Here is a 14,427-nt window from a genome sequence, read left to right on the forward strand (position 1 = left end):
AGAGGACGAATACTGTCATACTTTTTGTTACAACGTACCTGTCACCTTATCATTCTTCTTTTTTCACATTCATTCTGCCTTACCCATTGGTAAGTAGTAGATTTTACCGTCTTTAGAAATCAATTGCACATCCTCGGCATACAGGTCAGAGGTGTCCTGCGGATGTTTAATGGATTTGACTGATGCTTGAGCCGTTATCATATCTACTGTTTTTTTGTTAATCGACCTAAAATTAAGGTCATCATCAAATAATCCAGGAATAAAATGGATGACGCGATCGATTCCATCTCTTTTACGCTTGATCTCATCTGTATCAATGCTTAAACGATTTACGGATGTCTGATGCCAGCCAGTCAATAATGCTTGAGTATCTTCCACCTGCTTTGTGTATGTCGGCAAAAGCGCTAGGCACTGCTTTCTTGAGACAGCCCCCAGATGAAGCGTATACCTCAAGTCGGAAATCTTATACAGCACATCAAGCAATGCTTTTTGGTATGTATACCAGTTTTGCGCTTCTTTTAATTCCTTTTCATAAGATGCATAATCCAGGTCATTTTTCTTTGTAAAGCCCGCCAAAGTTAAATTAACCTGACCAAGTAACTGAGTACATTCTTCTTCTAGATTATCGAGCTGCGCAATCTTTGACAGTCTCAATTCATCATTCTCAAGAATCTCTACTTGAAAGTCGGCAATTTTCTTAATATGAGCAACAAGTGAAAAAATCCGACTTCGAAATTCATTATCTTGGAAATCAGATATTTTTGAAATTCCATCACGGATTACTCCAAGCTCTGCATTTATCTGCGTCATGTAATACTGCCCAACAACAATTGATGCCAATCCCATGGCTACACCCACACTATTTGCTACTACATTTTTAGCTTTAACCGCTACAAGGTTTGCATGACCCTTGATTCCATTAGCACCAAAATAGAGTCCTCGAACCGCTCCTTCCATAGCCTTAGAATTGGTAAGTTTAGCACCAGCCGGGATTATAGCGCGATACAAAACCTCACTTCCCGCTTTTGCAGTTTGGACTGCATTGGAACCTGCTATACCAGCCTGCACCAATCCGGAAAACAAATTGCTCACACGCCCCAGAATTTTACTATCAGTTATCTCCACCAGCTCACTATCATCAGATATTGCTTCTGCCGGAAGCATTTCCATCTGAATGACAAGTTCATCGAGCTTTTGATCTGGCTGAGATAATTTACTTGTTTTCTTTACTATCATCGCACTATTATTCAAATCAGAGTTATTCTCGTCTTTGGGAATATTTGTTTTCTTCAGCCTATTAATTAGGAAAGCAGCAATCATTACCACTGCCACAATACATATGCCAACTACAACATACTCTATATTCAAAGTTCCTCCTTTTAACGTTCTATAATAGGAATAGTAAATTTTGCGAATAAATCAAGTCTCACTGATTTTGATATCTATCTCACAACCACAACTACCCGACATCTAACCCGACAACTCCATTTATTGACATCTATCTTGGCAACTCACCATCACACTTTTGGTTGGTTCTCCTTTGGATAAATTTCCGCAGAGTGTTTTGTCTGCCCGATTCCGAAGTCCCCCGATTGCCAGAAAACCGCAGCGTTACCGAGCTTTTGCGGCTATTTTCCTGTCACTCTCAACATGGATTAAGAGAACGCTATAGATACCATAGCATATGTTCATATTGGGAAATCTACTTTCATCAACACAAAAATAAACGTAATAATTTTTTACGCGTATTCTTCTAAAAACAAGTTTACACCACGGCTGCTAATCAACATTCAAGCTCTTCAAAAACATCATCTATCGGATAACTATCACCACGAACCGCCTGATCATAACCTTTAGCCATCAACGCGTTAAACGTTTTCTCATCCATATCATCTTGTGCTGGAAGAGACTTTGGAATAGTAAGCGAAAACGGAATACCCTTATTAAGAATGATTTGACGATAAAACATGTCAATAGCCGTAGCCCTAGGAACTCCAATCGTTTCCAGAATCTGCTCCGCCTGCTGCTTAATATTTTCTTGTATTCTCACATTCACATTCGCTGTTTTAGTAACTGCCATATAAACCAACCTCCATACGCATATAATAAATTATTGTGTCGCATATTGCAACACAATTTATATGAATAAGATCCCTCAGCTGCCATACATGTTTTTCGTGTTCGTGTTACCTTCGCATTGCCTTTGTATTACCGCTTTTTATAGCACTGTCAAGTGCCATGATGCCGGAGATAACTCCATCTATTCTATAGGTTGATTTTTGAACATAAGAATAGACTAAAGAAAATTCAATAGTCTGGATTTTATAATATCTCCACATGAGATTGAGTGGTCTAGTTTCATTACGTGTTGGATACAACGAAAACTTACCCTTAAACTATGAAGCTATTTCTTTGAACTCTGAAAATTTAACCTTGAATTCTGAAACCTTTTTAGGCATCAAAAAAGACGGTATTACTACCGCCTTAATTATTTACACATAACGCTTTTAGATCTAGATTTCTATTTCATAGAAACTTGATCCTTGCTAAGCTCTACAAACTGGGATTTGTTGTAGTTATCTCCCATTTTCTTTAATTCCATATGTAATACACAAACAAATACTATCTCAATAATACATGCCGCAACAGCAACCGTTGTCCCGTTTAATGCACATCCTAAAATCAAGGAAATCATCGGAATAGAAATTGCAGCAACTGTATATCCCTTTGATTTATACAACCATGAATACGGCAGTAAATGTGCGCCAAAGACCATTGCATACACCATAATCATCTTTTCCGGAACCGCACTAAACACCCACATAACGATTAATAAATAAATCATTTGATTTAAGGTGAAAATGAAGCCTAATTGTCCAAGTGGATTTTGTTTTGAAAAGATATCCACCTTTATAAGTTTACCAATGAGCCAAGCCAGAGGTAATAATGGGCATGAACAGCAAAATACCAATAAATTTTTCATATCCATATTGATATCTAAAATTGACACAAGTACTATCAGAAGCCATATAATCACCGATGCCATGATAAATGGCAATCCTTTTTTCTGCTTTATGATGATATCATTCCTCAATTCATCTAAGCTCATTGATTTCTCCTTCAAATGCTAATTTATACAATCTGATATTCCACGTCGTGGCAGTGTAAAAGCACTACGGTAATCAATCCAAAACATAAGTGTTTCAAGTATCAAGGTTTGAGACTCCGCTTTAGCCTTCTGATTTTCTTCTTCCTCTCCACCGAATTCAATGATCATTGCTCCGGAATCAACGCGTATTCTGCGCCTTTCGAGACTCAGATAAGCGTAATTGTATCATGATCTATGTTTTCATGATCTATGTAAGAGAGTACATCTTCGAACTGCTCTAATGGTATCCTGGCTAATGTTTTCGGCTGATTGTTCTGTCCGAACATAAACAGAAATAATGTTTATGTAACAATCTCTTGCCATAATAGCGGGATTCATTAATATCTTTCATCTGAAATTATATGCTCTATTCCACTATGCTCCGATTTAAGATATTCTTTCATAAATGTCGGGTAAGCCTTGAACTTATCAAGCTCATCTATAGGTAACCAATGCATTGTCTCTTTAGCACCTGACTCTGTAGTACTATGGCTCGTAAAATCTCTTTTGCCCATGGGTTTCATCATGTAGTAGAATGTCAGCTCATGGAAGTCTACTCCTTTTAAGCCAGAGCTGCCGATGAATAAGTTCTCGTGTATGACAGCAAGATGATCGACCTCGTAATTAAGACCTGTCTCTTCAAATACTTCTCTCTTGACGGCTTCTTCTGATGTCTCGCCCATGTGAACCGCTCCGCCAACTGAGTAGTAATAGTCGTCCTCAGCATTTCTTGCAAATAGCACACAACCTTCCTCGACTATGATGGCTGCAGCCCTATATCTAAATGCTTTTTTATCGTTAATAAATCCACAATTATGTTCCATAGTTTACTCCTTCATTTTTTATCTAATGACTGTGACTTATGGTTCAAATGCAAACAAGTTCCCAATCTTAATTGAAAATCCAAGTGATTGATACATTTGTATATCACATTGTGCACAAGCAACAGTCATTGAACTTATTGCACTCGACCCTAGAGCGTTGATATCTTCCCTCATACAGCCAAAGTGGGCTCAAAACCGCTCCAAGCCAGCCTAAAGCTGCCACACGCTAAACCTTTTAACGATAACTCTCGCAAACCCCTGCTACACAAGGGCAAAAGCACCCACCTAATCAGCCTCCTGCATCTTATAGCACGGTGAAACGCCGTGACGGTGGGAAGCACCACTTATTTTTCTCGTTTGAGTTTGAACATAAAAATAGCAGATAAAGGGAAGGAAATGAATTTACACCACTTTTAGGACTTGACCTATGAAATAATTAATAGTTCCATTTTCAATCAATATATAGAGACCGAGTCCAATAAACACGACAGGTACAATTACTTTTTCGTACTTTTCCACAGTCTCTCCGATAGCAGAAATTGAGGCGAGATTTTGAGATAATTTGCATAGAATCAAAATCCCTAAGGCAAATATTACTAAACTTATACTAATCTCAATCAAACTCTTTCCTGTAAAATAGGGGATATAAATTCCTAAATTATCTCCACCCATTGCCACTGTTAAACTTGTAAATGCTAAGATTTTTGATCCATTTCCGGTAATTTTCCCCTCGATATCTTCTTCATCAATATCTTCATCCACAAAAATTGCTCTTATACCAAAAGCTAGCGGAATTAGACCAAGGAGTCCGATAATCCAATCTTGTGGAATAAAATTTAAAAAGTAAGCGGCAATAAGACTAGCCAGTACAAGCAGTCCTGTACCTAAATACTGCCCTACATAAATTGATTTCAAACCTTTCTTTCCTTGACTAGCGAATAAAATAGTCAAAACAACTAAGTAGTCAATGGATGTAGAAACAAAAACTAATAAAGCGGATACTATTGTTTCCATTATTTCTCCTTTCAAAATGTTTAATGTTTATAGCCAATCAAAATTGACTGCACACACATTGTGCCTCGGCAGTTGCCAATGGAGACATTTTAAGAAATAACTTCACAATTTTCCCACCTTTCCTTGAAATATTACTTGTGAAATTTACTTAAACTATATGATTTTGTCAAATATGCTGATATATATCCACGCAAACTGTGAAGATTGAAAATATATAAAATTAGATAGACCAAACATTATTCATCTAAATAAAGCCATTGTTTTCAAAAGTCTTATAGTCTATTATTTTATTTTCTTGACAACAAACAAATTGATTCTAAATGGATTGAGAGAACGGGTAGTATAGCTACACTTTTTGAGTGCCAAGCCACTAATATAATTGTAATCTTGATAATATTATGATACTTTTTTGATAAAAGGAGGTTGATACTATGATTAATATTCGCCCAGTTTCCGACTTAAGAAATAAATTCCCAGAAGTAGAAGAAACAGTTATAAATTCAAATACACCAGTATTCCTTACAAAAAATGGTTATGGAACTATGGTTCTAATGAGCATCAAACAATACTCTGCCCTCACTGACGACATTGAAAGAAAACTCGACGAAGCAGATACTTTTGCCGCAAACACTTCTACGCGTCTTTCTAAAGACGACGTCTTTGATAGCGCAAGGAGAAGGATTAATGAGCAAGAACACGTATAAATTAACCTTTCTCCCACTATTCAAAGAAGATTTATTAGAAACAGTTGACTATATAACCAATACACTGCAAAATCCAAAAGCTGCTCACAGACTTGTTGACGATATAGAATCAGCAATCGATAAACGACTTGAATCGCCCCTCTTATTTGCTCCTTACCAATCATCAACAACACGAGAACACCCCTACTACAGGATTAGCGTACGCAACTTTTCTGTTTTTTACGTTGTCATCGACGACACTATGGAAGTGCGCAGACTTCTATATTCAAAACGAAATATTGACGCACTACTGGAATAACTATTCCTAATAACTATCATTATTATGCTAACGATTATTGAAAAAGCTATCGTTAAAAGGTTTAAGATTGGCTTAATAGCTTGATTTTAGGCAAGATATCCATTCTCCTCACACCATGTCCATGCAATATTAGATTGTTGGCTGGAAGCCGTGGTGTTCTAATAATGGGCGTAAATTTCAAGTTCAACTTAAAAATTACGCCCAAAATAGTCAACTTGCTTTTTACACGTAAAAGACACACAGAAAAAGAATTGCTCCGTACACTAAATATTTTGCCCCTTATGAATTGATGACATGTATTTCACGCACCGCGCTTTCCAATCGTCCTCACGAACGCAAGCAAATGCATCCGTTACAGCCTGCAAACCTAAACTTTTAACATATTTACAAGCAATACTAAAACTATTATCAATGCTGATTTCTTCATTTACTAGCAAACTATACTTTGCATACACAGAAGGAACAGCAGAGCCAATATCATCAAATAAAAAAGGATTCATATCACTTAAAAATGAAGTCAATTCTTCACTTTTATTTTCTTTCCAATAATGATTTAACGCGTAATAAATCATAGAAAACAATTCAAACTTATTCACAACTATTCCTCCCACGAATCATTATTTAATCCTGTCCTATCACGCCCCCATTAGTTTTTCACTATGCTACTTCAATCTTCATATTCAACAAATTGAGTTTTCAAATATTTCTCTTTAATTTCATCTGCATTTTACTATACACAAGAACTACTTCAGGCTCCAATTCTTCCATCATAGAGTCCATACCAGCTTCAAAATAGTATCTGTTAACTCTGTTCTTCAATTGACCATAACTACCAACAGAAACAATTGAGTGCCTCTCAACACCTAAGAACGCAATCTTTTCAGGCAAAAATTTTGTAGTATATGTCCTATCATCACCCCATCTAACACATGGTATTAGGGCAATCGACTAAACAGGACGGACATTGAGCCTGACTTTAAGATTCATAAAAAGAAGTGACTATTACTGACAGAGATCAGTAATAGTCACCCAACGTGAGATATTCAACTATTGACTTGAACCAAACAAAATTCAATCAGTCTTTCGAAGGACAGTCTTAAGCGAGATCACTGTGACACCAATAACAAAAGAGGTAAAACCAATTCTAATAGCAAGTGTGCCATCCCATATTAAGGCAACCAGCATCGCAATTAAGGCAACCGTCAAGCCGAATGTCGCTACTTCACGGCAAAAACGAACGAGCTTGTCCATTTCCTTAAACACCTCCTCGTACACATACTAATAATCAGGTTTCACTTTACCTTTTGAGCTATATTTTCCCACTTCACAAGGTGGGTGCAAAAGGAGTGTTCAGTAAGGGATTAAAAGAAAACCGACTGAAAGCCTTTAAGCGGGAACATAAGAAATAAAACGACCATACAAGAGTAGAGATACTCTGTGTGGCCGTTTTTTATACTCAGATACCGAAATGGTATTTGAGATTGGTTAGAACAAACCTTGTATTTGAGCTTGTATTAACCCTGCAGTAACGCCGGCACCTGTACTGATTAAAAAGTCTTTTAGTACAACCAATGCTGATTTTAAAATATGCGGTTTCTTCTCTTCTTCAATTTTTAATTTGATGTCAGCTAATAATTCTGCTGCTGTTTCTATATCCTCTTTTGATAAATCAGATTCACTAATACTTTTTTCAACGGCATCAACTACATCCTTAACTTTATCATAGGAAAATGTAACTGTATTCTCACTTCCAGACACTATCTGTACATTATCGGATGGCGAATTGATCACACTTGTATTCCCGTAATAATTATTCACGGTTTGCGGCATGTTCACTGCGGATTCTTTTTCATTCTCAGAGAAAACCATATTTTCCCCTACAATACCTTCCGATTCTAATTTCAATGTCCATTCTAAAATAGTATTTTTGACTTTTTCTTCAATGTCTTTAACTGCAGTTGTAGGTACATGTAATGCATAATCCATTGGAGGTAGCGAATCAGCCATTTTATCAAACAATGCAAGTTGTTCGCCTGAAAAATCTAAAGTTAATACATTTCCTGAGGACTGACATAAAGAAATGATTTCAGAAATTGAATTTACTAACTTTCTTTCACAAATCTTTTTTTCGTATTCATTATCCTGTATTGAGGTTGGAATCCAACCGCGATAAGGATTGAAAGCTTTTAAACTTCCACGAACCTTTCTATACTCAGGGCAAGATTCTTCGTCAGGATAACCATTTAATTCGTGTTTAATCCATTGATCAAAATCAGCAAGCTTTAATTTTGATGCAATCAAATGTGCTTTGCGTAATATATTAACAACATCGCAATTTGATGACACAATTTCATTCTGTAATTCTAAAACAATACTTCCCATGTTATTCACCATCCTTCTTTCTACCATATAGGGCACTATTCTCAACAAACATCATAGTTCTTCACATAGAAGCAATAAGGAAAAGGAATAATCTAACTTTCTGAAGTTGTTTCAGAATGCTCCTCAAAATTTTCTACCTGCTCCATAACCTTTGTGAACACTTCAGGACTATACTGTGGCGGATAGCCGTTCTTAACCAAACAAATCTTTATCTTCAATTTTAACTGATTACGCACATTCTGATTGTTGAGCCAGTCTACAAATGAAGACTCGGTATCTATTATTTCCTTAACTTTTTTAGCAAGTGTCTTGCATTTATCGTTTACCACAACACCGTTAACTTCTTTGTCAATGCCGTATTCAAACTTATATTGGTCACGAAGAGCAATCAAAATATCATAGAATGCCTTTTCTTCAAAGGTTAATCCTATTTTACGGAAACTCTCACGATTTTCGTTCATCTGACGAAGTATCACTAAAGCTTGTTCAGTTGCAGCCTTAATAATATCTTCTGAGGCAGCTTCCTGTGTTGCCCCGGCTTCTTCAGCAGTAAGGTGCTTACGTCTTTCATGGTACTCATCAATAGTCTTTTCAATCATTTCTTGGAAAGATTTCGCTGCTAATTGGTTAACCCTGCCATATTCCTTTATTTGCTTACGGAGCATTTTGATAAGTAATTCTAACTTTGTAGCAGGCATTTCTACATCTGATAATTTTTCAAAGTATTCAGGAGAGAAGATATCTTCTTCCTCGCCACTTTCAAGAACACTTTCTACCTTATTGTATTTTAATGCCTCTTCAACCATCTTTGATACCACAAGATTCATAGTTTCAGCATCAACATCGCTGGTTCCACTCATTTTACGAACGAAGCCTGCTATAGCCATAAAGCACTGTGCAAGCGCAGATTCTTCTTCGCCCAGATTTCCAGAAGGTTGGCAAATATCAAAAGCACTTCTCATTCTCTTAACAGACTTTAAGAAATATGTCTTAAATGAGACCTGATTAGTTTTTCCGTTTCCTTCTGTCTGCAAGACCTGTGCTGATGTAAAGACATACTCAGCCGCTTTGGAAAGTAATTTATATCTTTCAACAGGGTCACATTTCGTATTAAGGAATGGAGCTAAGTCATAATCTGTAAACAGTGCTTTAAGTATTTCAATCTCCTCCCTGAATGCAGAGGTAGCCTGCTCAACGTCATCCGATGTGGGAGCAACTGATGTATCACCACCGTAAACCTTCATGGCCTCACGCATATTATCGCGAATGCCAATATAGTCGATAACCATACCATATTCTTTGCCGGGATATTTTCTGTTTACACGACTGATAGTTTGAATCAGCAAGTGCTTCTTCAAAGGCTTATCGTTATATAAATATGTAAGTGACGGAACATCAAATCCCGTAATCCACATATCAACTACGATAACAATATGGAAATTAGACTTTTCCTGTTTAAAGGCTGCATCCAGTTCTTCGCAACGTTTATCATTTTTAACTCCACCAAGATAGTTATACATCTCAGCTTCATCATTACTTCCAACACTCGATACCATAGCCATAAATGGCATAGGCTTTAATTCTTTAAGTTCTTCATCTGTTGCAGTAACTCCGTCAGGAGTTTTCTTTTCTTCAAACCATTCCGGATATTTATCCTTGAATTTCAAAAGAAGTGAATATGCAATTTTTCTGCTAGAGCAGACAATCATTGCTTTCTGAATTCTATCTGGGTCACTATCACAAGATGAAATATAATGGTCATGAATATCTATAGCAAGCCTCTCCAAGCGAGAAGGCTCGCCAAGGATAACTTCCATAGAACTCATTGCACGTTTACTGGCTTCAATATCATCATACGTTGCACCATCATCGGCACACTTTTTATAGTAATTTTCAATTTCTTTAGCTTTGGTCTTATCAAGTAACACCTTGGCAATACGAGGATGATACTTAATAGAAACAGTTAGTCCATCTGCGACCGCCTGATCCATAGTGTATCTATCAATTTCCTGACCAAAGGTCTGATATGTTTCGGCAATAGGAGTTCCTGTGAAACCTACAAACGTAGCATGTTGAGGCGGTAAGTTTGCTAGTCAAGGAGTAAAACGACGAAGATTAGCATTTACTTCCGCCCATGCGATAGCTGTCCGTGATTGACAAGTGCTAGCACGCAGACAGAACGGAGATAGCGAACCGCTGAGTGTGTCGCTCTGCTCGTAAAAGCTTAGAAACCTTTGAACGAAAGGGATAATGAAAGCCTTGATTGCAAGGCTTTTTGCTTTATGGTGGGTAAGTATCAGAGTGAGAAAATTTTTGGAATGAGTAGAAGTGATAGCTAGAAATTATCAGTTTCTATTTCCATTTACCCTGTGGGTACGTGTTTGTTTCCATTGACAAGGAGTTTGTGGGAATAGAAATGTACCCACCTTGTTTGAATCAAGTGAAGTGTAGTTGAAGGAAATCTGTTGAAAGCAATACTTCATTTTACCGAATAAGTAATAATTTAGGCAACTTCAAATCGATTAAAAAAAAACTATTTTAAAGGTTAAGAGTAGACAAAAATTGTCCACTCTTTTTTGCAAACTCAATTTATCAATAAATGAAATGAGGGAATGTAAAATGAAATATTTTGAGGTTGAGTTAGAAAATCCTGATGAATTTTTAAAACTACAAACAGAAGATTTTGTGAAAGCTAATCGCTTGCTACTAAGGAAGATAATCCAGAGCGTTACAGTCTATGAAGAAAACTTCGTCATATCCTTTAAATCTGGCATCGAATTGGAAGTATGAGTCTCATTCCATAACTTTTATATTGAACATATCATCTTGTTGTGTTATACTATAAATTGATATAAACAAAGATGTAGGAGGAACCGAAACTATGACAGCCTCAATGCGTTTAAGATAAGCTGGCAATAAAAAAAGCAGAATCTATACCCGATGATAGGCTTTTTTGTTGTGCTTATTTATACGATATTGAGCATTCATTAGTTACGGTGAGGATATTGGTTATTTAACTATACCTTTATTTAACTATGTCTTTAATATGAATGTTTCCAAATTGTATGTATGCAGACCAAAAGCCACATTGTGGGGTTTGGCCTGCATTTTTTATTGCCTAGAATGCTATTCAAAATAGAAATTCAAGCAAAATAATATGCAGGAGATAATATAAATGGAAAAATACAACAATTGGAAACGAAAATTTTATGCAATATGGGCAGGGCAAGCAGTATCATTAATCACTAGTGCCATCCTGCAAATGGCGATTATTTTTTACCTTACAGAAAAAACAGGATCTGCGATGGTCTTGTCTATGGCTTCATTAGTAGGTTTTTTACCCTATGCGATTTTGGGACCTGCCATTGGTGTGCTAGTGGATCGTCATGATAGGAAGAAGATAATGATTGGTGCCGATTTAATTATCGCAGCAGCTGGTGCAGTGCTTGCTATTGTTGCATTCTGTATGGAGCTACCTGTCTGGATGATTATGATAGTATTGTTTATCCGTAGCATTGGAACAGCTTTTCATACCCCAGCACTCAATGCGGTTACACCACTTTTAGTACCAGAAGAACAGCTAACGAAATGCGCAGGCTATAGTCAGTCTTTGCAGTCTATAAGCTATATTGTTAGTCCGGCAGTTGCAGCACTCTTATACTCCGTTTGGGATTTAAATGCTATTATTGCCATCGACGTATTGGGTGCTGTGATTGCATCTATTACGGTAGCAATTGTACGTATACCTAAGCTGGGTAATCAAGTGCAAAGTTTAGAACCAAATTTCATAAGGGAGATGAAAGAAGGAGTTGTGGTTCTGAGACAAAACAAAGGATTGTTTGCCTTATTACTCTTAGGAACACTATATACTTTTGTTTATATGCCAATCAATGCACTATTTCCTTTAATAAGCATGGAACACTTTAATGGAACGCCTGTGCATATTTCTATTACGGAAATTTCCTTTGCATTTGGGATGCTAGCAGGAGGCTTATTATTAGGAAGATTAGGGGGCTTCGAAAAGCATGTATTACTAATAACAAGTTCATTTTTTATAATGGGGACCAGTTTAGCCGTTTCGGGAATACTTCCTCCAAATGGATTTGTAATATTCGTAGTTTGCTGTGCAATAATGGGGCTTTCGGTGCCATTTTATAGCGGTGTGCAAACAGCTCTTTTTCAGGAGAAAATTAAGCCTGAATATTTAGGACGTGTATTTTCTTTGATCGGAAGTATCATGTCACTTGCTATGCCAATTGGGTTAATTCTTTCTGGATTCTTTGCTGATAAAATCGGTGTAAATCATTGGTTTTTACTATCAGGTATTTTAATTATTGGCATTGCTATAGTTTGCCAAATGATAACTGAGGTTAGAAAATTAGATTTAAAATAAACAATATTGGAGGAATATTTATGTATCTTATTTTCATGTAACTCTTCCTGCTAAAATCGCAGGGTTTTCCCTGCATACAAGCAAATGAAAGCATGCGATTATAGACAGGAGGAAATGTTATGGAATTAATATTAAAAGCAAAAGACATTCGTGTGGAATTCAAAGGACGCGATGTTTTAGATATAAATGAATTAGAAGTATATGATTATGACCGTATTGGTTTAGTAGGAGCAAATGGTGCTGGAAAAAGCACTTTACTCAGGGTACTTTTAGGAGAATTAACTCCCCCAGGATGTAAAATGAATCGTCTGGGTGAACTTGCCTATATTCCCCAGTTGGACGAAGTAACTCTGCAGGAGGAAAAAGATTTTGCACTTGTAGGCAAGCTAGGTGTTGAGCAATTAAATATACAGACTATGAGCGGTGGTGAAGAAACAAGGCTTAAAATAGCACAGGCCTTATCGGCACAGGTTCATGGTATTTTAGCGGATGAACCTACGAGCCATTTAGACCGTGAAGGAATTGATTTTCTAATAGGACAGCTAAAATATTTTACAGGTGCACTGTTAGTTATTAGCCATGACCGCTATTTTCTTGATGAAATAGTAGATAAAATATGGGAACTGAAAGATGGCAAAATCACTGAGTATTGGGGAAACTATTCTGATTATCTTCGTCAGAAAGAGGAAGAACGTAAGAGCCAAGCTGCAGAATACGAACAATTTATTGCGGAACGTGCCCGATTGGAAAGGGCTGCGGAGGAAAAGCGAAAACAGGCTCGTAAAATAGAACAGAAGGCAAAAGGTTCTTCAAAGAAAAAAGTACTGAAGACGGAGGGCGTTTAGCTCATCAAAAATCAATAGGAAGTAAGGAAAAAAAGATGTATAATGCTGCTAAAACCCTAGAGCACAGGATTGCGGCCTTAGGAAAAGTAGAAGCTCCGGAAGGCATTCGCAGAATTCGTTTCAGGCAAAGTAAAGCATTGGAGCTCCATAATCCATACCCTATAGTCGGTGCAGAAATTAATAAAGTATTTGGGGATAAGGCTCTGTTTGAAAATGCATCTTTTCAAATTCCGTTAGGAGCAAAAGTGGCGTTAACTGGTGGTAATGGAATCGGAAAAACAACTTTAATCCAAATGATCTTAAACCATGAAGAAGGAATTTCTATTTCGCCTAAGGCAAAAATAGGTTACTTTGCACAGAATGGTTACAAGTACAACAGTAATCAGAATGTTATGGAGTTTATGCAGAAGGATTGTGACTACAATATATCAGAAATTCGTTCAGTGCTAGCATCTATGGGGTTCAAACAGAACGATATTGGAAAAAGTTTATCTGTTTTAAGCGGTGGAGAAATTATAAAATTGTTGCTTGCTAAAATGCTCATGGGTAGATATAACATCCTAATAATGGATGAACCCAGTAACTTCCTTGACATACCAAGTTTAGAGGCTTTGGAAATACTAATGAAGGAGTACACCGGAACTATCGTGTTTATCACCCACGATAAACGATTACTCGAAAATGTAGCAGATGTAGTTTATGAAATTAGAGATAAGAAAATAAATCTGAAACATTAAATTTAAGGTAGTCGCTGGTCAGTATAGTCTGTTCTGGTTGGCGACTCCATTGTTAAAGAGTATAAAGACTTTAGATTTTATG

At 36.8% G+C, this 14,427-nt stretch carries 14 protein-coding genes and 1 pseudogene; 5 read left to right on the forward strand and 10 right to left on the reverse strand.

Annotation, left to right across the window (positions count from 1 at the left end; all coding sequences use genetic code 11):
* Positions 1-69: 69 nt before the first annotated feature.
* The 5 genes from HXT45_RS04960 to HXT45_RS04980 all read right to left on the reverse strand — a co-directional run bounded on the left by HXT45_RS04960 (position 70) and on the right by HXT45_RS04980 (position 4,986).
* Positions 70-1,368 (reverse strand): hypothetical protein, encoded by a 1,299-nt coding sequence (locus HXT45_RS04960; RefSeq protein WP_050566870.1) that lies wholly within the window; start codon positions 1,366-1,368, stop codon positions 70-72.
* 415 nt (positions 1,369-1,783) lie between these two features.
* The gene (locus HXT45_RS04965; protein WP_421781487.1) at positions 1,784-2,080 is read right to left on the reverse strand and encodes a type II toxin-antitoxin system RelB/DinJ family antitoxin; all 297 of its coding nucleotides are present in this window, start codon (positions 2,078-2,080) and stop codon (positions 1,784-1,786) included.
* A 441-nt stretch (positions 2,081-2,521) separates the two neighbouring features.
* The gene (locus HXT45_RS04970; protein WP_421781489.1) at positions 2,522-3,109 is read right to left on the reverse strand and encodes a DUF7010 family protein; all 588 of its coding nucleotides are present in this window, start codon (positions 3,107-3,109) and stop codon (positions 2,522-2,524) included.
* Between the two features lie 377 nt (positions 3,110-3,486).
* The gene (locus tag HXT45_RS04975; protein ID WP_421781491.1) at positions 3,487-3,972 is read right to left on the reverse strand and encodes an NUDIX hydrolase; all 486 of its coding nucleotides are present in this window, start codon (positions 3,970-3,972) and stop codon (positions 3,487-3,489) included.
* 402 nt (positions 3,973-4,374) lie between these two features.
* Positions 4,375-4,986, reverse strand: coding sequence for a CadD family cadmium resistance transporter (locus tag HXT45_RS04980; protein WP_421781493.1), 612 nt, complete (start codon positions 4,984-4,986; stop codon positions 4,375-4,377).
* Positions 4,987-5,417: 431 nt separating this feature from the next.
* Here HXT45_RS04980 and HXT45_RS04985 point away from each other — a divergent pair, with 431 nt between their 5' ends.
* On the forward strand, positions 5,418-5,690 hold the full coding sequence (locus HXT45_RS04985) for a type II toxin-antitoxin system Phd/YefM family antitoxin (protein WP_016637256.1): 273 nt from the start codon (positions 5,418-5,420) through the stop codon (positions 5,688-5,690).
* Positions 5,671-5,988 carry a type II toxin-antitoxin system RelE/ParE family toxin gene (locus tag HXT45_RS04990; protein ID WP_016635624.1) on the forward strand — a complete coding sequence of 106 codons (318 nt, stop codon included), beginning with the start codon at positions 5,671-5,673 and terminating at the stop codon, positions 5,986-5,988. The genes HXT45_RS04985 and HXT45_RS04990 overlap by 20 nt, the downstream gene beginning before the upstream one ends.
* Positions 5,989-6,251: 263 nt before the next feature.
* On the opposite strand, the gene HXT45_RS04995 is transcribed toward HXT45_RS04990, so the two are convergent.
* The 5 genes from HXT45_RS04995 to HXT45_RS05015 form a co-directional block, all read right to left on the reverse strand.
* Positions 6,252-6,599 (reverse strand): hypothetical protein, encoded by a 348-nt coding sequence (locus HXT45_RS04995; protein ID WP_016788772.1) that lies wholly within the window; start codon positions 6,597-6,599, stop codon positions 6,252-6,254.
* Between the two features lie 85 nt (positions 6,600-6,684).
* On the reverse strand, positions 6,685-6,876 hold the full coding sequence (locus HXT45_RS05000) for a DUF4417 domain-containing protein (protein WP_016635622.1): 192 nt from the start codon (positions 6,874-6,876) through the stop codon (positions 6,685-6,687).
* A 183-nt stretch (positions 6,877-7,059) separates the two neighbouring features.
* Positions 7,060-7,239 (reverse strand): hypothetical protein, encoded by a 180-nt coding sequence (locus tag HXT45_RS05005; RefSeq protein WP_009994761.1) that lies wholly within the window; start codon positions 7,237-7,239, stop codon positions 7,060-7,062.
* 234 nt (positions 7,240-7,473) lie between these two features.
* Complete coding sequence (locus HXT45_RS05010; protein WP_421781496.1) at positions 7,474-8,370, reverse strand: ABC transporter substrate-binding protein; 897 nt, start codon at positions 8,368-8,370, stop codon at positions 7,474-7,476.
* A gap of 92 nt (positions 8,371-8,462) precedes the next feature.
* Positions 8,463-10,409, reverse strand: a complete 1,947-nt coding sequence (locus tag HXT45_RS05015) for a type I restriction enzyme endonuclease domain-containing protein (RefSeq protein ID WP_421782316.1) — start codon at positions 10,407-10,409, stop codon at positions 8,463-8,465.
* Between the two features lie 580 nt (positions 10,410-10,989).
* Here HXT45_RS05015 and HXT45_RS05020 point away from each other — a divergent pair.
* The 3 genes and pseudogenes from HXT45_RS05020 to msr(D) all read left to right on the forward strand — a co-directional run bounded on the left by HXT45_RS05020 (position 10,990) and on the right by msr(D) (position 14,345).
* Positions 10,990-11,160 (forward strand): hypothetical protein, encoded by a 171-nt coding sequence (locus HXT45_RS05020; protein ID WP_000873143.1) that lies wholly within the window; start codon positions 10,990-10,992, stop codon positions 11,158-11,160.
* Positions 11,161-11,545: 385 nt separating this feature from the next.
* On the forward strand, positions 11,546-12,763 hold the full coding sequence (mef(A), locus tag HXT45_RS05025; protein WP_000417519.1) for a macrolide efflux MFS transporter Mef(A): 1,218 nt from the start codon (positions 11,546-11,548) through the stop codon (positions 12,761-12,763).
* A 119-nt stretch (positions 12,764-12,882) separates the two neighbouring features.
* A pseudogene (gene msr(D) / locus HXT45_RS05030) lies at positions 12,883-14,345 on the forward strand (ABC-F type ribosomal protection protein Msr(D)).
* Positions 14,346-14,427: the final 82 nt, after the last annotated feature.

The sequence above is a fragment of the Gardnerella sp. DNF01199S genome (genome assembly GCF_049244155.1).
GTDB classification, from domain to species: domain Bacteria; phylum Actinomycetota; class Actinomycetes; order Actinomycetales; family Bifidobacteriaceae; genus Bifidobacterium; species Bifidobacterium piotii.